The sequence below is a fragment of the Curtobacterium sp. MCLR17_031 genome (assembly GCF_003234775.2).
In the GTDB taxonomy this organism is placed as follows: Bacteria; Actinomycetota; Actinomycetes; order Actinomycetales; family Microbacteriaceae; genus Curtobacterium; species Curtobacterium flaccumfaciens.
Genome location: NZ_CP126270.1, coordinates 3,714,017 through 3,733,598 on the forward strand (window position 1 = coordinate 3,714,017; position 19,582 = coordinate 3,733,598).

Here is a 19,582-nt window from a genome sequence, read left to right on the forward strand (position 1 = left end):
CCGACACGGAAGAGGGCCCTCGTGGCAGCAGCACCGAACGACGACGACGCCGCCGATCTCATGGCCGCGTTCACCGCCGTCGTGCGTGCGAACGCGAGCCTGGTGAGTCAGCTCAGCGCCCGTGCGGGCGTCCACGAGAACGCGTTGCGAGCGCTCGTGCTCATCAGTGACACCGGGTACTCCACGCCGACCGAGGTCGCCGGGTACCTGGGGCTCACCTCGGGCGCGGTGACGAACATGATCGACCGGATGAGCACCGCCGGCCTACTCGAGCGCGCACCGAACCCGGCCGATCGCCGAGGCTCACTGCTGCGGTTGCTGCCCCCGGGCCATGTCGTCGTGTCGGACTACCAGGAGCGGTACGCAGCGATGCTCCGGACCGTCGACGGGGCGCACAAGGGCGAACTGCACGAGGTGCTCAACGACCTGGCGACGAGTCTGTACGAACAGGCTGCCGCCGCGTCCTGATCTCGCTCGTGGGGACCGCGCATCTACCTGGTGTGGATCGCCCGTTCCTCTGTCGACGTGAGGCCGGCACGGCGTTCCCGATCCGTCCCGCGGGCACGCTCGTGCTCGAGCACCCGCACCACGGTGTCCCGGAGGGGTCGGGTCCCTCCGCCGGCGTCCCTGAACGCCACGGTGGAGCGCTGTGCGAACCCGCCCTCCGACACCGGGATCCACAGGGGGAGTGATCGCGGTCCGGCCCAGTAGGCCACGTCGTGTGCAAGCAGGACGTCGTCGTCGACCGTGACCAGCTCGTCGTCGAAGCCGGTGACCTCGGCCACGCAGCGGAAGAACTCCTGCATCGGCACCGGAGCGCCCACGGCGTTGACCGTGCCGACGAACCCCTCGCGCCCGGCACGGACGATCCAAGCGGCGAGGTCCGCAACGTCGATCACCTGGACGAACCGCTCCGCCGTCGTCGGCACCAGCACCGGCCCACCGCGGTCGAAGCGTGCCGGCCAGTACCCGAACCGGTCACTCGGGTCGCCAGGGCCGACGATCAGCCCCGGGCGTGCGATGAGCAGCCGTGACCCGAGCCGGAGCCGCGTCATGCGCTCGGCGAGGACCTTCGCGTCGGCGTACTCGGACGGGTCCTTCGGCTCCACCAGCCGAGCGGACTCGTCGGCGCCCGGTTCGTCGTTGTCCGCGTACACCGAGACCGTGGACACCAGGGTCCAGTGCGCGGCCCGGTCGGCGAGGGCGTCGAGCGCCGGGGCGACGAGTTCGGGGGCGCTGGCGAGCTCGATGACCTCGTCCCAGTTCCCGCTGGCCTGTTCGTACGCGCCGGCCAGGGCTCGATCCGCCTGGACGAAGCGCGCTCCCTCCGGAACGCTGCCGGTGCTGCCCCGGGCGAGGCAGGTGACGTCGGCGCCCTCGGCCAACAGCTCGTCGACGATCGTCCGTCCGAGCCAACCGGTTCCGCCGAGTACCAGGACGCGTCGCACGCGCTCGGTCATCAGACTGGCTGGAGGGGTCGTCGTTCGCCGTCGGGGAGCTCGACCCGGATGCGATCGCCCGGCCGAACCGTGCCACCGGTGAGCACGACGCTCATCACCCCGCCCTTGCGCTCGACCGTGCCGTCCTCGGCGCGCCCCAACACGGCACGGAGCAGCCCCGGCTCGAAGCCGTTGATCTGCTGGCACGGGTTCCGCAGGCCCGTGACCTGCACGGAGGCGTCGTCGCCGAGGTGCAGCACTGCTCCCTCGGGCAGCCCGAGCAGGTCGATGCCACTGGTCGTGACGTTCTCGCCCATCTGTCCCGGTTCGACGCTGAACCCGGCTTCGGCGACCTCGTCGAACAGCTCGGCGTGCAGCAGGTGGACCTGGCGCAGGTTCGGCTGGGAGGGGTCACGAGCGACCCGGGAGCGGTGCTGCACGGTCGTGCCGGCGTGGGCATCCCCCTCGATGCCCCACCCCGCCACGAGCGTCACCGCGTCGACCAACGGCTTGCTGAACCGGTGCTCGCCGTCCTTGCTCACCGCGACCACGCGCGGCTGGTCCATGTCGTCCCCGCTCATGGGGCCGATTCTGCCCCATGGTCACGGTCGCGCGGGTGCAGCGTCGGTCAGTGGCGCTCGCGCGGGCCGGTTCAGCGGCGCTTGCGCAGCGCGTTCGTCGCCCACAGCGAGACAGCGATGAGCACGGGCTGGAACAGCAGGCGGACGAAGCGCTTGGTGTCGGTGTCCAGGCCGAACCCGTCGCGGTGGTGCATCCACTGCGCGATGTTGCCGGGGAAGACCGCGAGGAAGAACACCGCGACGACCCACCCGACCGTCACCTGACGCCGAGCCAGGAGCATCAGCGCAGCCCCGAGGGAGATCTCCACCACGCCGGAGGCGATCACCGTGACGTCGGTCGGCAGCGGCACGAACTTCGGCACCTGCGCCTGGAACTCCTCGCGGGCCACCGTCAGGTGACTGATGCCGGCCCAGGTGAGCATCGCACCGAACAGGATGCGGACGATGGTCCGGGGGCGGGTGGAGCGGACTGCGGGGGTGCGGGTTGCCATCGGGGTGGTGCCTTTCACGGTCGTGGTGGGGTTCGGTGGAGTGGGGGGCGAGGTCAGCGGCTGCGGAGGACGCGGCGTCGGCGTGCGGCCTCGAACGTGATCGCGGCAGCGGCGGAACCGAGCGTGAGGATCCGCGCGACCGGACGGCCGCGGGTCGAGGTGAGCAGCCGCAGCACGCCGGCGAGTGTGAGTGCGGCAGCACCACCGGTCGCGCTCGTCACCGAGCCGTCTTCGCGGTCGATCACGAGCCGGGTCCCGCCGAGGGCTGTCACCGCGATGGCGGAGCCGGTGCCGACCAGGTCGTTCACGGATGCACGGCGAACCCCCGCGGTGGCGAGTCCGAGCCCGGACAGGACTTCCAGGCCAGGGATGCCGAGCGCGTGTGGGACGCCCGGCTCGAATCCACGTCGCTGCATCTGCCGGGCTCGAGCGCGCAGCGGGGTGCGGCGGACCGTGGCGATGCCGTGCCCGGCGAGCAGGCCGCCGGTGATGAGGCCGATCCAGCTGGTGAGTTTCACGTTGCGCTCCATTAGGTTGTGCACAACCTAACACGTCGATACCGAAGACGGTCGGGGGGCCAGTAGGTTCGTCTGGTGCCATCACGAGTATCCGGGTTCGCCGGCGACCTCCGCCTCCGCCTGACGATCGCCTCCCTCGTCGTGATCGCCGCGCTCTACCAGTGCTTCTGGAACCTGGCCGGCTCGAACATCACCGGTGACGAGAACATCTACCTGCAGAGCGGGTGGCAGTACGTCCACGGCGACTTCACCGCGAACCGCGAACACCCGCCGACGGCCAAGTACCTGTTCGGGCTCGTGCAGCTCCTCACCGGGCAGGGTCCGATCGGGCCGCGGATCCTCGTCGGCGTGCTCACCTTCGCGGTCGGCGTGGTCCTGTACCTGTGGCTGCGTCGCGAGATCGGGTACTGGGGTGCCCTGCTGGCGGCGTCGCTGTGGTGGCTGACCCCGCGTGGTGGTGCGGGTGCCCGGGTCGACCGGCTCGCCCTGCTCGACCCGGTGATGACGGCCTTCGCCGTGTTCGCGATCGTCGCCGCGTGGTGGTGGATCCGCAGCGAACGGGCCTGGTGGCTCGCTCCCGTGTCCGGCGTGCTCATGGCTGCCTCGGTCACGTCCAAGCTGTCGACCATCGTGCTGCTCCCGGCGTTCCTGCTGCTCCCGGTCGTGTTCAAGGCCTGGCGGAAGGGCCTCGTCGGCGGCGTGCTCTGGGTCGCCGCCTTCACGGTGACGTTCGTCGCCCTGTACGCCCCGATGGGCATCCGTTCCGCGATCCAGTACATGGTCGCGTTCCAGGAGGGGCAGAACACCAACGGGCACCCGATCACGATCGACGGGCAGATCTACACGTTCGCACCGTGGTGGGCGAGCTTCCGGTTCCTGCTCGACGGCACGGGCAAGGGGATGCTCGTCGTCCTCGCGATCGGTGTGCTCGCTGCCCTGGTGGTGCGGGCGGACCGCCTGGTCGCGTACGTCGGCGCATCCCTGGTGCTGCTCGTCGGGTTCTACGTCGTCGTGGCCAAGATCGCGCTGCCGACCTACTACACCGCGTGGATGCCGTTCCTGCTGGTCCTCGCCGCCATCGGCTTCGCGCGACTCGCCACCGTCCCCCCGAGGGCCCTGACCGTCCCGGTCGTGCTGGTCCTCGTCGCGACGCTCGTCGTCCCCTCGTTCCGGGTGAGCCAGGCCGTCGCGCGGGCGCACCCGACCGGGATCGCGCTGTTGCCCGGGTACCTCGAGGACCACGATGTACCCGAGGGTCGGATCCTGTTCGTGTCGGCGACTCCCACGCTCTTCCTGCCGTACGTCGGCGACCACGGCACCAACCGACTCGACCGTGGCCCCTACGTCGCCATCGTCGTCGGACGCGACCAGCGGCTCCCCGCACCGGAGGCCGTGACCAACCTGCTGCACGACGACGCCTCGTCCTTCACCACGGGCAGGCTCGACGGCCTGCGCGTGTGGGTCCCGAAGGACGGCCGCATCCGCGAGGACGACGGGGCCCTCACGATCGTCCGCTAGTCGACGCGACGTCGGCGAGGCGTCGCGCGCCCACGCTGTGCACGCAGGCGCAAAGTGTCGCCGTAGAGAGGCTCGGTTACGCGGCTGCGCATCTAATCTGTCGCCGCAGTTGCGTGCGCAAAGTGTCGCTCCGCCACGAACGGCACCGTCACGGGGACCGACGGCGTCCCAGGGCAGGGTTTTATAGCCACCGGTCCCGCTGCCGACCGGTGGCACACCATCTCGCCAGTGTTCGTCGCGCCGATCAGTCGGTTGGTAGATCGTCGTCGACGGCCGAGCCTTGGCCCGCAGGGGGCGGCGGCGTTTCCGCGCCTGTGGTGTCGTTCTCCATCTGGCTCTTCAGAATGTCTTCTGGCCGCCTCGTGAACGCAGGGTTTTCTGACCCTGGCAGGTACAGCGCAGACGGCCAGCCAGGCGTCGCACTGCACGCTTCGCACAACGCAGCGACTTCACTGGGCCCACCTGATCCGGGTAGGAGAGCGCGTTCAGCTGCGTGGACCTTGTCGACATACTCTCGATCAATGGCCAACAACGGGTAGGGACGACCGTCCCAGACGCCCTTCAGCACTTTCCGTCCGAGCAAGCTCATCGGGAGCGTCTCCGTGTCACCTGTCAGTTTCTGGTGCTCGGCGATTGCCCAAGCAACCTCAACGCTGACCGTGAAGTGTCGCGCGGTTGACTCCGAGAGCACCCGGAAACCGGTGTCCACCGAAGGGCCCAAGTAGTCGAACAGATGCGTATTTGGGTTGTAGTTGTCACGCGCTGCTTCATTTAGCGCCACCGTACTGGCTTGGGACTGTGAGGTGCTTGCTGAGGGATCCAATTCGATGAATACGTGCGAATCAGGCCCAGGGAATGTGCCAATGAAAGCGCCTCCGTGGGTCTGCATGCGGTCAGTCTTCGACGTCGCTTTCTCGTACCGCTCCATGGCTTCGAGCCAGACTGCAACAGCGTCTGCAACTGCCTTCTCGTCGCGCACCACGCTGGTAAAAATCATTTCGTCCCCGACAACCTTCCAGAGCTGGAACTCCGGATCGGGTAGGCTGCCTTCTTCTGACACGGCGCCTACGAGGCGGGGAAGCTCTCGATAGAATTCGAGAAACTGGCGACCCCACCCGCCTTCTCGGTCCTCCCGCTGCTTGAACGCGGTAGACCCAACAAGGTCACAGGAGACGAACAGAAGGGATAGGTCGCCCTGGTCCCACGTGGGCCTTCTCACTGCAGTCGAAGAACCTCGGCCTGCACGCGAGCGGCCGCCGGGGAAACGCCGAAACGATCTGCGAGTCGACGCTCGCTTCCGCCGAGTTCGGTCCACGCCTCGACAAATGTGTCTCTAGGCATGAGCAGCGACGCCGCAAACACGTTCGCCTGGGTCTCTCTATGATTCCGGGCACCGCGAGCAAACCGCTCTTCCGCGTCAAGACCCGGCAACCGGTAGTGAAGAAAGTAGTGCCCTAACTCGTGCGCCATAGTGAATTTATCCCGCCACGACGATGTGAACGGCGACAATCGAATTTCGAAGTTTCCCGGCCCGGTCACGATTAGGCCCTCGCGGTCGTCTTCGTTGTAGGTAACGCGGCCACCAAGTTCGCCTACAAGCCTGAGGACATCAGTGGATCCATCCTCGTTGACGACGTTGTGTACTTGCGCGATACGCTCCGCGTACTGCCGGATGCCGGTGTACGACAGCTCATCTGCAGACTGGACCATGATGCCTCCTCTCGGGCTGGGGCTGCTGGACGTATCTTGATAGTAGTGGTAGGAGCCGACAAAACGGTCCGAGCGAGTCGACTAAATATGGCCCGGCTCATGCCCACAGCGAACGGCGGCGGCGCTCGCGCAACCGGCGGCGCGCAGTGCGACCGTCGTAGACTGCCTGCATGTTCAAGCGCCAACCGGTTGAGTCAGCGGACGAGAAGCAGGCGTTCGAGTACGCCAAGCTTGCCGTCAGCGAGACCGGCGCGTGGATCAAGAACGCAGACACCAAGGCCACGATCCTCGCCGCGGGCCTTGGTGCGACCGCGACGGTAACTGCGAGCCGTGCCGCGCCGACTTGGGCGCTGATCGCGGGATCAAACCAGGTGTTGTCGATCGCGGCCGTCATCGCTGTGTCGGTGTTCGTCGTTGGCGCCGTGGGCACGGTGTGGTGTGCAGTACGAACCCTCATCCCTCGCACCAACGTGTCGGGCGGCCGCAACCCGTTTGCCTGGCCGAGCGTGGCGAGCAGCTTTGTGGTCGATGACTCTGAGTTTCAGAAGGCGTCGGCGAAGCAGGCGTGGAATCAGGTCCACGCATTGGCCCTGATCGCGAAGGCCAAGTACGAGGCGTTCGCACTTGCACTGCGATGGTTCATCCTCACAGTGATCGGAGCTGGCGTACTCGTGGCGCTCGCTTCGACCGTCCCGCCCAATTAGGGCTACCGCGCGCAAGTAGTGCTTGAGCCGCCCCTCCCGGCTTGCCGACAGCGCACCCCGTACGTCCCCACTTACGCCGACATGTCGGGGTACGCTTGACCTGTCGGTGGTTCAGGTCATGATGATCGGGACGAAGGGGGATCCCGATGCCAGCAGCGAAGTCCGCGTTCACCGAGCGAGTACTCAGTGCCTATGACGGTCGGAAGACTCTCCGCGCGTCAGCGTCGGAGTCGTTCGCCGAGAACGAGGCTCAGACTTCTCTGCCGCCGTCGCTGCAACACCTCCGCCTGGGTGAGCAGGCCAGCCACGATGTGGCGAGTGTCTTCATAGACCTCCGCGAGTTCACGGCCCGGTCGTTCTGGGACGAACCGGCTGAAGTCGCCAATCTCGCGGACGCGGTCCTGTCGGGGGTCGCGATGATCGTCGAGGAAATGGGCGGGTGGGTAGTCGGCCTGCGAGGAGATGGCCTGTACGCGATGTTCGGCATCGATCCGTTCATCAGTGAGCAGATCGCGGTCCTCACCGCTGCGACAGCTTGCGCGCGAGCGTTGAGCGAGGTTCGTGAGAATCTGAATCCGTGGTTGGAACTGCGCGGCATCGAGCGAGTGCGGGTCCGTGCCGGCGCGGACTTCGGCACCGTCGCGTTCATCCGGAGTGGGACCGTCCACGCTAGCGAAGTGAACCCAGTCGGGTTCTCCGCGAACTTTGCCTCGAAGTGTGAGAAGTACGCGCTCGCTTGGGAAGTCGTAGTCGGCGACCGGTTCGCCCGCTCGCTTGGTGACGCTGTCGAGCATCACGCTGAGTCCCCGAAGTACTACACCCGTCACGGTGAGACGAAGTACTACCACTTCCACGACTTCGCCTGGCGGCGGCTGGTTCCGGCGCTTCCGGGGTTTGCCGAAGACATCCGCGCCGTTTTAAGCGACGCCGGCCGCTGACCGTACGAGAGATCGGATCGACGATGACCCTGCTTCAAGCCCTTCATGCACTCGGCTACGACTCTCCTCGTTGGGTGTCACCGTCGGGACGAGTGGTGTTCACCGATCCGGGTGACGCCGGATCCTCTATCACGAAGCACTCGTTCCACGGCGGTGCAGACGTCCTCGAGCATCCCAGCACTCGGGACTGGTGGACTAACGGGGGAGAACTCGCCCGGGACGTCGAAGCTATGGCATCGGCATTTCCGAGCTTCCGCATCGCAACTGAAGCCGATCGACCGCCAGTGTGGGAAGGCACGATCGACACCGGCTATGGCTTGTTCGAGATCCGGATCGAGCACCGCTTCGACCATGGTCTCCCGCGCATCATCCCCATCAAGCCCTCCCGCCGTGGCGCGAGCCGAGGTGGGAGGTTCATGCGCTCTCCGCACCTGTTCGACAGCGGAACCCTCTGCGTGGCGGAGCCGTCCGACTGGGACCCCGCCAGGGACACGTCGGCCACCGTCGTGGCATGGGCCGCGCACTGGCACGCCTGTTACGTGATGTGGTTCATCAGCGGAATCTGGCCCAGCGACGGCGTCACCGAGAACGAGTGATCGGCAGCGCCTGATGGTCGTGCTCCGCCAACCGTCAGACATCTGACACCTCTCTAATGCTGCCACCGAACTGCGTGCCCGGTGCAGTCCGGCCCGAGTCGACGCTTGCGCCGCGGGAAGCTGGCCGCCCGCCCCCCTGGGAGTCTCTCCGACAGTCATCGCTCGGTAGGGACGTGCAGGCAGCCTTCTCGCGCCAACAATGTGGCAAGCTTACGGGATGAGCGAGATTTCCTCACCGAAACCAAGATGCCCCGAGTCAGATGTTGATCACGCGGCCGCAGAGGCGCCGTTCTGGGCCTCCAGGGCGCCCTGGGTGAGTATTGCAATACTGTTGTCGTCAATCATCATGCTCATCGGCGCAGTACACGCGGGAAACGTGTCATTCGGTGTCGGAGGCTCGCCAAAAACCGGGGTCGCGACCTTCATCCTCGCTGCAGGTGCGCTCACATTACTCGGCGCCGTAGCCCGGGTGGTCGCGCACATGATGCGCACGAGTGCTCTGACGGATTCCATCGATCTCTGTGGCAAGTGGTTCGCACTCGCGGCCGCACTGTGGCTATTTCTGATCGGCTTCATGGTCCTAGGGACAAAACTGGGCTGATGCCCCCGGCGACGACGCACCCCGGGCTATCGATTCTGCTGGATTTGCGCCGGGAAGCAATTAACCCGCTCACGAGCACGTCGAGCGGGGCACACATCGTCAACAATCGCTACAGCGGCTGCAGCGACTCAGGCCCGGTAGGCCAAGGCGTCCATCCCTGCACCTAAGGCTGCTCAGGGCGGCCCGTTCCTGCCGCGTGGCTCCCCGCGGGTGAGATCCGTCCGGCCAGGACCGCGAGGGCGACCTCGGCGACCGGGCAGTTGGTTCCGCCGTGCGATGTCACGCAGCAGGTATGGGGGTCACGGCGGGGTCCACGAGGTCTCGGGCGCAGCTCGGGGCGGGCCAACCTTGACAGGACCGGCGCGGTCGTCCTTACGCTGGTGGGGACATTGGCGAAGCCGGACCGCGTGCTCTCCCGCGCGTTCGAGATCGATCCCGACGCGCGCCGTTCTCAGATGGGCGTCGTTGGTCGATGCTGATGGTCGCTGCTAACCTGCCGCGACCTTGACGCCGGTGATCAGCACCAAATGCGTCTTCCATTTGTCGAGACGTGGGGCGCCCAGTCGGACGCTGACTAGCGAGGTTGCGAGCGACTCTTCCCCGTTCGCTCGGTGTTTCTTGGGGGCCGCGACTCGACCGCCCATTCAAGCTGGCGAGGCGACACACCGGCGTGACGTGCGAGGCCCGCTTTCCCGTCCACTGCAGACGACAGGGCTGCGGCTACTCGCGCCGCCGTTGGCGGCCTGACGAAGAGTCCCTCCGGCACCCGGGGCGGAGTCGGCGACCACACCACGGGCTCGTTCACGCCATGGCCGAGGAGAAAGGACCGCAGATAGAGGTCCAGATGCTGTTGCAGCTCTTCGGTGATGCGGAGCCGGAAGGACGCATACTCATGGCCATCGGCTCGATTCCGCGGGCTCGCCAAGGCCGTCGGCGCGTTGTCGAGCGTGGTGCCGGTGAGGCGCTGGAAAGCGTACCGGCGCGCGTGGATGAGGCGGCGTGCTCCACCGATCCGCACACCAGATGCGTTCGCGATCGCTACCCAATCGCTCATCGGGAGGAGGCCCTCGAAGGGCAACTGGACGCGTCGACGGTAATCGACGGGGCACCCTTCATCGTCAAGCTGCCGGGAGACTATGCCGACAGCTTGTAGCAGCGCGTCGGTCTGTCGCGGTGTCCCGAGCATGGTCGGGCGCAACGCTCGTTTGAGAGCGGTGTCGTTGGCGACTTCGGCAGCGCTCCCGGAGCCGGTTAACCGGATCGCGACACTCAACCCGCGCTGAAGAGCCGGCCCGGTCACCGCGCCGCCGACGTCGAGCCGTTCCGCGATCTCTGGCCAGCACAGATCCGGGACTCCGCTGAGCCTTCGTGCAGCGATGTACGGTCCGGGCACGGTCGTAGCGAGGGCGGTGGTGTCGTGGAGAACCCGCTGGCCGACACCGAAGTCCTGGTCGAGCGCTCGGAGCACGTGACGGCGAAGCGTCGGTGGCGCGCCGGGCCAGCGCGCGAGCAGCTCCCGCACGCTTCCGGGGCCGTGTCCGGCGCCGCGGGGGACGTGAGAAGGCGCGCGGCTGAACGTCACCGTGCGGATGATCGGGGCGGCGGCCTCGGGTGGCATCTGTGTCAGATGGAACGCGGCGCCGGTAAGAGCCGCCATGGCAACGGCGTTCGGTGGGGGTGTCGCGCCGGCGTGGGCCTCGCTGTCAAGCATGCCGCTGAGGAGATCCCGTGGCACGCCGGCGAGGTCGGCGACGAGTTCGGGCAGCTGAGCGGCACGGAGGGCGACGGCTGCTGCTTGGAGCGACCGGATCAGATCCCAGGCCGACCCGTCGCGAGTGGAGAGGATGATCGATGCTTGCGCGATCGCGGGCCACGCGGTGGTCGGGAGCAGGGTCTGGTCCCATGTGTCTGAGAGCCGACCACCGCACACGTCTCGGCTGGGTTTGCCGTCTCGATCACGGAGGGGCGTTTGGCAGGTCGAGGGATCGAAGAGCCGTTGGGTTCGGTCGCGTGTTTCGGTGAGCGGTCGCGTGCACTGCGGGCAGCTGTCGAGGAGTACGCGCTCGTGGATCAGGCAGAAGAAGGTCCACGGGCTGCGCCAGGCGAGGTTGAACACGCCGGGGCGCTCGATGAGGCAGTCGGGGCAGTAGCGGGTTCCTGCGCGCCAAGACCACGGACCGCGGGTGGAGATGCTGGTTGTGCCGGAGGCCGTTTGATCGGTGAGGTTGACGAGTTGCCCGTCGAGTGCGCGCATGGTGGCAGCGTCGAGGGCTGCCGGCGAGATACCGGTCGCTTCGGCGATGTTGTCGCGCACTGCGGCGGGCAGTCCGACTGCAAGGCTCCGCACGAGGGCGGGCGGCACGGTCTCGAGGCCGAACGCTCGGAACAGCGCCCACCGGGACGCGCCGAACGTTTCCCAGCTCCACCGCGTGATCGCTGTGTTCAGCCACTCGCCGCGGTGCAAGCGCAGGGTGGGTCCGAGCTTTGTCGGGGCTGTCAGTCCGTAGCTCATCTCGGAGTTTCGGGGAAGTATCCCCCTGCTTCGAACACGGCCATCCGTCCGGCCCGCCCCGCTTCCACCTCCTCCTGCAGCGGTATCAGGTCGAACACCTCTCGCGTCAGCGTTTCAGCTCCGGAGTCCATCGCGCAGACAGTGGCATCGATGACGAGTCTGGCGAGGGCGTTGAGGTATCCGCTCGTGCGCGCCCACAGGTACACACCGTGGTCGTCAGCGAGCCAACCGGGCGCGGTTGGGACGTCGGAGAGCCGGATCCGCGCTTCGAATCCATCGAGGAGGGCGAACCATTCTTCTCGCCCGGCTTCGTCGTCGATGGCCATTCGGTCGATCTCAAGGGGAATCCATCTCCCGCGAGAGTTCCGGGCTCCGGCTTGCAGCTCCGCGGATCCGCTGTTGTGCAGCACCCAGTCGATGTTGTTGCCGCTGAGCACCACTCGGATGCCGAAGTTGCTCATCCATCTGATGATGTTGTGTACGTTCCGTCCGGTGCGTCCAGAGAAGTTGATGTGCTGGATCTCGTCGATGACGATCAGTTCGAGGCCGGATCTTGTCGCGGCTTCCTTGAAAGCGCGCAGGGGCCTCCGGTCGGCGATCCAGCCCAGCTCGGTGCACGCGAGGTCGATCAGCTCGTTGACCGTCATCGGGCCCTCAAGGTGGATGAAGATCGCGGGCCGGAACTGCTCGAGCGAGCTGGCGACGCCGTCCTCGATGTCGATCGAGCGATTGATCGCGAGACGGCAGAGTTCAGCGGCGACGAACATCTTCGCCAGGGTCGTCTTGCCGACACCGGGTTCGCCCGAGAGCACCAGGGTGTCCTGATTGCGGTCCTCCTGATCGACCGACGATTTCGCGGCGACGCGGAGCGTGCTGAGGACGCGCTCGCCAGCGCAGGTGATCAAGGCGGGCATCGAGCGGAGGAACCGGGCGCGGGCGCGGTCATAGCGGACGCGGTCACGTGGAGCCAGAGCGTCGATCTCCTCACGGGAACGTCGCCGCGGGTCGGGGACGTCCAGGGCGAGGATTCTACGGACGTAACCGCGGTCGTGTGGTGTGAGCAACGCCATGGCACCTTCGTCGAACTCGATCAAGGGACTGGGCGTCAACGCGGTCACTCTGCGCCTCCGGGGAGCGTGAAACTTCGCAGAGCACGGCGCGCGGGCCCCGACTTCGTTCCTGTGGTTGGCGTGTCTGCGGCGTTCATCCCCCCTGAGCTGTCAGAACCCGTGAACGGTCGCGTCGTCGAACCGCCGATGGTCTCTGACGGCCGGGCGACGGGCAGCGCCTGCCGGGAAGATGCGGCCCGTTCTGGTGCTTCGAGTACTGGAACGCCAGCCTCCGGGCTGGTGAGCCGCGCGGCCTGGAGCACGACGAGGTCGTCGATGAGGTCGACGTGGCGCATCCGCTCCAGTCGGCCGGGTTCATCGTGGGCGCCGGCCATGACCTCGGCGATTAAACGGTCGATGTCGTTGTTGCTGAGCCGCTTGTCGGCGTACTGCTCGACCACCCAATTCGTGTGCATGATGCCGAATTGTTCGGTGTGTCGGGTGAGGTACTGCCAGTGAAGGATATGGAGCGTGCCAGCCGAGTCGAAGCAGTAGGCCCATCGGAGGTCGTACGGGTCGTAGTGGATGCGCAGCTTTCCGGTTCGCATGACATCGGGGTCTCCCCGCAGGGCCTTGAGGTCGCGGCTCTTGTAGTCAAGTCGTGCGGCGCGGATCCGGTTGCCGGTGCGGATGGTGCGAGCCTCGGAGGGTAGCAACTTGATCCACTCGTGCTCCCACGACACATCCGGAACCCACCCCTGCTCCGACAGCAGCAACCCCCACATCATGAAAGGGCTGAGGCGTTCGAAGGGGTCGCCTGGGACGACCAGACCGGTGTGGGTGCGGTGGTTGTAAATGTCGATGCATTGCCGGAGTCGGCGCTCATACTCCAGCGGCGTCATCCGCGCGTCCGCGGCAGGGTCCTCCCCTTGCTCGTAGACCGAACCTCCCGTGAAGCCGGGCATAAGCGCCTCGAACATGTCCTTGATGGTGCGGAACACCCTTTCGATCTGCGCCTTGTCGGTCGGTGTGTACGAACGTTGCGGTTCGTAATGGATGCCCGCCTCGGCCATGATGCCTGTGGTGTACATCGAGACGTAGGGCCGTCCATTGTCCGCGACGGCTCCCTCAGGGTGGAAGGCTTGCGAGTAGAACGGGCTGATCTCGTGGGGGCTTCCAACGCTGATCTGCTGGAGCGAGAAGTCACCGGGCGACGTCCACGTCTCCGCGAGTTCAGCGGTCTTGGGTCGGAGGACGTCAGCGACGCAGAGGCCGATGGCGAACTGTGGTGTGTCGGCCGTGACCGCCAGTCCGACGATCGCGCGGGTCGCGAGGTCGAGGGCGAGCGTGATGTCGAGCCGAGCCTTCCGTTTTGTGCGCGGATCCGTGACCCAGACATTGGATTTCGTGGTGTCGAAGAGCACCAGCTCGCCGACGCGCGTAGCCAGACGTTGCACATCGGAGATCTCGGGGACGTTCGATGCTGACACCCGGTTCTTCGCATTGGCGCCGAGGTCGGGGAACGCCGCCCGGAGCTCCGCGACCCGCTTGCGGAGGGTGGACGAGTGCGGCATCGGCAGGACGAGCTTTTCGAGCAAGCAGAACGCGAGGAAGCCCCGCACGATGGCGGCGTTGCTCACCGACGACTTCAGATTGTGCTTGTCGATGTACGCGCACAGTTCAGTGATCACCGGTTCCGGCGTCCTGTGAGTCGACGGACGCAGCAGCCGCTTGTCGACGAGTCCGCTGCCGTTGCCGTCCCCGTAGCGTTCCCGGAGCCGCTGGAGCCGCCGCATCGCGCTCTTGTGTTTGATCCGGCCGCCGTTCCTCAGCCCGGCAGTCTGCGTCTGAGCGGCGATCTCTGCCGCGACGGCCGTCGCTCGCCGTCCGACGGGACGCTGTTCCGGATCAAGGTACGGCGGAGGTACCGCATGCGGTGGCGCGTCCGCGTGCAATCCGGTGTTCAGCACCCGCAGCAGGTCCTGGTCTCGATGTAATCGGTCGAGTGCGCTCTTGGAGAGCCTCGCTTCGACGTCGTGGAGTTTCGGAGCGTCGGGGGAGGCTCTGCCGCCTCGTGCCGCGGCGGAGACCTCTCCGAACGGGACTTCGCCGAGTCGCTCACCCAACGGCGTCTTGAGCAGCACCGTCGCTCCGAGCCGGGCGATGACGACATCCTCGCCGTCCCACCGCAGTTTCGCTCCGACCCTCAGCGTATGCGTCGACTTAGCCAACGGGGCTCGACCTATGTGCGGTGGACGATGGACCGCGTTGAGAACGGCACGGTCATATCGACCGCGAGTCTGCGTTCCCACAGGAGCCGCCGGACGGCGACAATCGCGACGTTCGCTGGCACCGCTTGTTCGGCGGCCGCGTTCGCGAGCTGTCGGACAGTCATGCCATCACGGTGAGCGGCCAGCAACGTTGGGGCGGTGTGCGTGAACAGCGAGTCGGGGACGAACGCGCCGGCAAAGTTCGCGAGGTTCTCCAACGCCGTGGGGTCCGAGCCGGTCCAGACGACGTGGCGGATTCCTGCCTGAGCCAACAATCGGGACACCGCCGCGTGCCGCTCGATCGTCTCGGGGCGCTCCGCGTCGTCAGGGCGTTTCACGTCGACGACCAGAACAGAACCGTCGGCTCCGATGAGAACGAAGTCCGGCGTGTGCAGTCGAACCGCCGAGTCTGCCGGGAATTCAAGCGTGAAGGGCTGCGCGGCGACGTGGACAGCGCCTGGGTGCCAGTCCGCGATGAGCACGAACTTCGACTCAAGTTGCGACTCACACATCACCAGATCTCGGACGGTCCGGCTGTAAAACGCGATTGGCTTGTTCAGCTGCCGTGGGCGACGGGAGTAGTCCCGGGTGGGGTGGCAGAGCACAAGATCCCGCAGCGTGAGCGACGAAAGTGTGCGCTCGTAGCCGGAGCGGCCATTAGCGGTGAGGAGGATGCGTGCTCCGCGGTCTCCCTCACGTCGCTCCGGGAACACAATCCGCCGCGGCCCTCTCACGGGACGGGACAGGCGCGCGCGCTGCCCCGGTCGCAGCCGGGATGAAGCCCGCAGGTCCTCGAGCGCGTCCCAGAGGTCCGACAACATCCGCGGTTGAGGCTCGGCGAGCCGTGAGCTTGACGGATTCCACTCACGGAACACGGGCTCGTCCCAGCGCGCAGCGATCATCAGGGGCCTCCTCGGTCGTGAATGGCCTCAGAGTCGCACGGCGCGCGGCGTCGCAATGACCGCGGGACGTCCCCCACCGGCTCGTCCACATATACCCGTATGGGGTACCGTTATGGGCCCCTGATGTCGAATCGTTCAACCTATGGCATGCGTTCACGGGACGCCGCCCTATCGAACCGTGACAGACGACTGCGGATCCGGTGGGGCTAATGGCGAAGGTGGTTTCTCGGCGAACGCTCAGCGTCTCGGGACACTCGGGCGGCTTCGAGCCACCGCTCGACCGCGTCCGCCGACTGGCCCACCGCTTCGGCGAGCATTGGCACGGGTACCCCGGTCTCGTGCGCGTAAAGGGCTTCGCGCGCTCGTGCGCCCTCCAGTTCCAAAATCTCCCGGTGCGCGTCGTCGACGTGTCGGGACGTCGCCGCGACCTGCCGCAGGAGGCGTTCTTCGTTCGAGTTCACAGCGGATGCTCCTCGTCCAGCTGGTTGTCATGGCCTCGGACGGCATGACAAAATAACCAGCAGGGATCCCCATCCGCTCCGAAAATGTCAGTGGCGAAGGGAAGACGGGCTAGGTCTTCTCGGTGCGCAGCCGACGTGTTCGGTTCACCAGCAACGCACGACTTCGTTGACGTGCTCGCCGGTCGCGACGGCTCACCTGACGGGGAGCCTCGTCGCGCGTTCTGGCGTGCTGTTCTGGCTTGATCAGGGTAGCGCTGCTTCGTTGCTTCACCCAGCCCCGAACGCCGACATCGCCGCGTGACGCAGGATGGCCACGTGAGCGAACTCTCCTCGCCCTTGCAGTTCGCAGGCCAAGACAATCGGGTCGACAGTCAAGGAACCAGCAGCTCCGGAGGGGCGCCATGAGCGCGCCGTGGCCGCGAGCGTCGGATCCTGGACGACTCGAATCTCCAGCGAGGCGTCGGCGGCGTCGCTGGGTTCGAATTGACTGTTTCCGGGTGGAGCGTTCACCGCGGCCAGCAACACCAAAGCGGGCGAGAGTGGTGTCGGTTCCAGGGAGCGTTCTGGCAGGAGGAGCGCGACGGTCTCACCGGCTCGGTACCGACTCAGTTCCGTGGCCGCGATCGCCGCCTGCTCCAGAAGCCCCAGGCTCGTCCCAGCACGCGGCCGCCAGTACGTACCCCCGCCGTTCGTGTCATGTTGCAGAAGCGCAGCGTGGTGAGCCAGGCATTCCGTCCACACAAGCTCGGGGTCGCCTGCGACGAAGCCGCGGCCAACGCGCTCTACGCCGGGGAGCCCCTGCTCAACCAGGTACTGCCAGGCCGCGGGCTGTGAGACGCCGGCTTCCCTCGCGAGCGTGGTTGGAGTGCGGGGTTCCGCCGTTCTCAGGAGCGCCCGTTGCAACGCCCACCGGCCGCGCGGCAACCGCCCACGCGAAGTCAGCTTTTTCTGGTGGTCCCTGTTGAAGACGACCAAGTCCCGCTGGTCCACGGCCACCGCGGCCACCGCGGAGTCGTAACGGGCTCGCTCCCGAAGGCTCTTGCTGATCCGGGCGGTCACGTAGAGCACGCCCACCGGTTGGCGCAGCTCACCGCCGGCGGACACAACGGGGCGCGCGCGAGCAAGCGCAGCGACTTCCGCGTCGACGCGCGCTGGCGATGGAGGGCGCTGCGAGAAGCGGATCCGGAAGAGCACGCCCTCGCCCCTTCGCCGCACATCCCAGTGCATCGGATCCTGGGGCACAACCGGGATCGCCTCGGCGCGCATCAGACGCAGCACCTCGGCGAGGTCGTCCCACATGGACGAGAACTATAAGCACTGCGGTCAAATGACGCCAACTTATAGCCGCTTGAAAACAGGTTCGCCAGCGTCGTTTCGAGCGCGCCCATCGGCTCCAGTGCCGCTCTCACCAGGTGTTGTGACATATACCAGCCTAGAACGTACTGTTCCGCGGCGTACAAGATCGCGGACGGCGGCCGACGTTTACGGCTGGACGCGACCAGAACGCCTGCGTAACTTCCCTACACGACGACGGTTCGGTGCCGTCGACGCGATCTGGTCTCGCGCCCTCGACGGGGCGCTGTTTCTGCGTGCCCGCAGAGAGGTGGTTAAGGTGAATCTGACACGTATCGAATCGTTTCCGGACCTGACCGTCCTTCCGGGATTCGCTCCCGCTGTCGTGTCCAGGATCGGCCCGACTCCACCTGGCAGCGCGGCCTCGCACTTTCCCGTCCTCGGCTCGTATATCGCTGGCGTATTAGCGGCGGGCAAGTTCTCCACGCCACCTCGCGTGGTCGTCGCGGACCCCGAACGGATCGTTCCGCGTCTGGCCCCGCCGGAGTGGCTCACCGACCTCGCGGCCGACGACCGCGGACCGTTGGCCCTGGTGAACGGCGACGGAGCCGCGGCAGATGCGTGGACGAACATCACACCGTTCCTTCGAGGCGCAGAGGACGGCGTCCGTCTCCTGGTCGCGTCCGCAACGCCGTGCCACGCTCTTGACATCGACCCGATTCCGACCAGCGACGCCGATGTCAGGGCGTGGTTTCCATCCCACGCGGCGAGGAACTGCTTCCTCAACACCGTGGCCTGGCGCGCCTGGTGCACCGTCGCCGATCTACCCGCCCCGAGACCAGCGGTCAATGAGCACTTCGTGCGGCGCGTGAATGAGCTGCTCGCGAACACGGTCCGAGCGACCGGCGTCGACGGCCTCCTCGACGCCGACCAGCTCTCCGCCGAACACCTGATCCACCACGCCGCGCAAGGCCTCGTGACGGTCGGGGCCCGGATCATTTGCTGCGGGGCGGAGAAAGACATCGCCGCGCACGGCCCACTGTTCCGTCGCTACCTCGGCCCGGCGTGGCCGACGCTGCACGACGCCGTCAGCACGATCAGGGTGGACGCCCTCGATGATCTCAAGGCGTGCCGCCCGGCCCTGGACACCCTCGCGGGATGTGTCCAGAAAGTCGTCGCATCGCTCGGTTGGGGGTGGGGGCAATGGAACGGCAAGTCACGACTAGTGCCGCGCCGCTGACCGGCGACGACAGCGATTCCGACCTCGCGGTCGCACAGCTTGCACGCATCCGAACGTTGGTCCGACGTCGACGCCTTCCAGCAAGCGTGATTTACGGAGCGCTCCTTGACGCGCTCGAGGAGCTGACCTTCGATCCCCCGGCCATCACCCGGCCCGCACCACACGACCCGGTCGCACAACGCGTCGCCTTACATGCCCGTGAGGTGCTTCAGACCCTCTCCGTCCCGGAAGCGGCGCGAAGACTCCACACGACCGCCGCGAACATCCACGACGCGATCGAGGACCAACAGCTCGTCGCGCACGTAATTCACGGCGAAGACCGCCTTCAGCGCTGGCAATTCGCCGACACCCCGTTAGGGGTCCTACCGCACACGGCTCAGATCGCGCGCGCGGTGGCCCAGCGACACATCGGCCCACTCGAGCTAGACGACCACATGGCTACGCCACAGACCCATCTCGTCGCCATGGGCGAGCTGACCCCCATCACCTGGCTCGCCCGCTTCCGCCCAGCAGCCGTGATCAAAGGCCTGGAGCGGATACCTTCGGAAGGACGACGTGAATGACTGGACAAGCTTCGAGCCGCACCCATGCCACCGGGGGACGATGCGCCTGGAAGATGACCGAACGACGCAGCGCGCGCCGTCGGCGCCGCAATGCGTGGACGGTGAAGCGGGTAGTGACATCCGGCGGCGCGCCGGCGATCGATCACCCTGGTCCCGCGACGCGCACTGCTGGGGGCGACCGGGTCAGCGACAAGTT

Annotated in this window: 20 protein-coding genes; 8 read left to right on the plus strand and 12 right to left on the minus strand. The window is 66.7% G+C overall.

What is annotated here, in order from left to right; genetic code table 11:
* Positions 1 to 21: 21 nt before the first annotated feature.
* A complete protein-coding gene (locus tag DEI96_RS17650) occupies positions 22 to 468 on the plus strand; it encodes a MarR family winged helix-turn-helix transcriptional regulator (protein WP_181440613.1) in 447 nt (148 codons plus the stop codon).
* Between the two features lie 23 nt (positions 469 to 491).
* On the opposite strand, the gene DEI96_RS17655 is transcribed toward DEI96_RS17650, so the two are convergent.
* From DEI96_RS17655 to DEI96_RS17670, 4 genes are all read right to left on the minus strand, one after another.
* A complete protein-coding gene (locus DEI96_RS17655; RefSeq protein ID WP_111025047.1) occupies positions 492 to 1,460 on the minus strand; it encodes an NAD-dependent epimerase/dehydratase family protein in 969 nt (322 codons plus the stop codon).
* Complete coding sequence (locus tag DEI96_RS17660; RefSeq protein ID WP_228516464.1) at positions 1,460 to 2,020, minus strand: MOSC domain-containing protein; 561 nt, start codon at positions 2,018 to 2,020, stop codon at positions 1,460 to 1,462. Before DEI96_RS17660 ends, DEI96_RS17655 begins: the two co-directional genes overlap by 1 nt.
* A 71-nt stretch (positions 2,021 to 2,091) precedes the next feature.
* Entirely contained in the window at positions 2,092 to 2,511 is a 420-nt protein-coding gene (locus DEI96_RS17665) for a DoxX family protein (protein ID WP_027466888.1), read from the minus strand.
* Between the two features lie 53 nt (positions 2,512 to 2,564).
* Positions 2,565 to 3,029, minus strand: a complete 465-nt coding sequence (locus tag DEI96_RS17670; RefSeq protein ID WP_146246864.1) for a hypothetical protein — start codon at positions 3,027 to 3,029, stop codon at positions 2,565 to 2,567.
* Between the two features lie 75 nt (positions 3,030 to 3,104).
* On the opposite strand from DEI96_RS17670, the gene DEI96_RS17675 reads away from it, so the two are divergent.
* Positions 3,105 to 4,547 (plus strand): ArnT family glycosyltransferase, encoded by a 1,443-nt coding sequence (locus DEI96_RS17675; protein WP_146246863.1) that lies wholly within the window; start codon positions 3,105 to 3,107, stop codon positions 4,545 to 4,547.
* 244 nt (positions 4,548 to 4,791) lie between these two features.
* Here DEI96_RS17675 and DEI96_RS17680 read toward each other — a convergent pair whose 3' ends face one another.
* Positions 4,792 to 5,607 carry a hypothetical protein gene (locus DEI96_RS17680; protein ID WP_131845101.1) on the minus strand — a complete coding sequence of 272 codons (816 nt, stop codon included), beginning with the start codon at positions 5,605 to 5,607 and terminating at the stop codon, positions 4,792 to 4,794.
* Positions 5,608 to 5,762: 155 nt separating this feature from the next.
* The gene (locus tag DEI96_RS17685) at positions 5,763 to 6,257 is read right to left on the minus strand and encodes an ImmA/IrrE family metallo-endopeptidase (RefSeq protein WP_111022545.1); all 495 of its coding nucleotides are present in this window, start codon (positions 6,255 to 6,257) and stop codon (positions 5,763 to 5,765) included.
* 170 nt (positions 6,258 to 6,427) lie between these two features.
* On the opposite strand from DEI96_RS17685, the gene DEI96_RS17690 reads away from it, so the two are divergent.
* From DEI96_RS17690 to DEI96_RS17705, 4 genes are all read left to right on the plus strand, one after another.
* The gene (locus DEI96_RS17690) at positions 6,428 to 6,961 is read left to right on the plus strand and encodes a Pycsar system effector family protein (RefSeq protein WP_111022544.1); all 534 of its coding nucleotides are present in this window, start codon (positions 6,428 to 6,430) and stop codon (positions 6,959 to 6,961) included.
* Positions 6,962 to 7,107: 146 nt separating this feature from the next.
* Positions 7,108 to 7,899: an adenylate/guanylate cyclase domain-containing protein gene (locus DEI96_RS17695; protein WP_207896076.1), complete on the plus strand. Its 792-nt coding sequence runs from the start codon at positions 7,108 to 7,110 to the stop codon at positions 7,897 to 7,899.
* Between the two features lie 23 nt (positions 7,900 to 7,922).
* Positions 7,923 to 8,495: a type II CBASS E2 protein gene (locus DEI96_RS17700; RefSeq protein ID WP_146246862.1), complete on the plus strand. Its 573-nt coding sequence runs from the start codon at positions 7,923 to 7,925 to the stop codon at positions 8,493 to 8,495.
* 217 nt (positions 8,496 to 8,712) lie between these two features.
* Positions 8,713 to 9,096 carry a hypothetical protein gene (locus DEI96_RS17705; RefSeq protein WP_131845099.1) on the plus strand — a complete coding sequence of 128 codons (384 nt, stop codon included), beginning with the start codon at positions 8,713 to 8,715 and terminating at the stop codon, positions 9,094 to 9,096.
* Positions 9,097 to 9,670: 574 nt separating this feature from the next.
* Here DEI96_RS17705 and DEI96_RS17710 read toward each other — a convergent pair.
* The 6 genes from DEI96_RS17710 to DEI96_RS17735 all read right to left on the minus strand — a co-directional run bounded on the left by DEI96_RS17710 (position 9,671) and on the right by DEI96_RS17735 (position 17,589).
* On the minus strand, positions 9,671 to 11,608 hold the full coding sequence (locus DEI96_RS17710) for a TniQ family protein (RefSeq protein ID WP_111022542.1): 1,938 nt from the start codon (positions 11,606 to 11,608) through the stop codon (positions 9,671 to 9,673).
* On the minus strand, positions 11,605 to 12,702 hold the full coding sequence (locus tag DEI96_RS17715; protein WP_146246861.1) for an ATP-binding protein: 1,098 nt from the start codon (positions 12,700 to 12,702) through the stop codon (positions 11,605 to 11,607). The genes DEI96_RS17710 and DEI96_RS17715 overlap by 4 nt, the downstream gene beginning before the upstream one ends.
* 20 nt (positions 12,703 to 12,722) lie before the next feature.
* Positions 12,723 to 14,888, minus strand: coding sequence for a Mu transposase C-terminal domain-containing protein (locus tag DEI96_RS17720; RefSeq protein WP_146246860.1), 2,166 nt, complete (start codon positions 14,886 to 14,888; stop codon positions 12,723 to 12,725).
* An 11-nt stretch (positions 14,889 to 14,899) separates the two neighbouring features.
* Positions 14,900 to 15,829 (minus strand): TnsA-like heteromeric transposase endonuclease subunit, encoded by a 930-nt coding sequence (locus DEI96_RS17725; RefSeq protein WP_111022538.1) that lies wholly within the window; start codon positions 15,827 to 15,829, stop codon positions 14,900 to 14,902.
* A 206-nt stretch (positions 15,830 to 16,035) separates the two neighbouring features.
* A complete protein-coding gene (locus tag DEI96_RS17730) occupies positions 16,036 to 16,290 on the minus strand; it encodes a hypothetical protein (RefSeq protein ID WP_131845096.1) in 255 nt (84 codons plus the stop codon).
* 267 nt (positions 16,291 to 16,557) lie between these two features.
* A complete protein-coding gene (locus DEI96_RS17735; RefSeq protein ID WP_111022537.1) occupies positions 16,558 to 17,589 on the minus strand; it encodes a hypothetical protein in 1,032 nt (343 codons plus the stop codon).
* Positions 17,590 to 17,902: 313 nt separating this feature from the next.
* Here DEI96_RS17735 and DEI96_RS17740 point away from each other — a divergent pair, with 313 nt between their 5' ends.
* Positions 17,903 to 18,823, plus strand: a complete 921-nt coding sequence (locus tag DEI96_RS17740) for a hypothetical protein (RefSeq protein WP_146246859.1) — start codon at positions 17,903 to 17,905, stop codon at positions 18,821 to 18,823.
* Positions 18,787 to 19,386 (plus strand): hypothetical protein, encoded by a 600-nt coding sequence (locus DEI96_RS17745; protein WP_146246858.1) that lies wholly within the window; start codon positions 18,787 to 18,789, stop codon positions 19,384 to 19,386. Before DEI96_RS17740 ends, DEI96_RS17745 begins: the two co-directional genes overlap by 37 nt.
* Positions 19,387 to 19,582 lie beyond the last annotated feature (196 nt).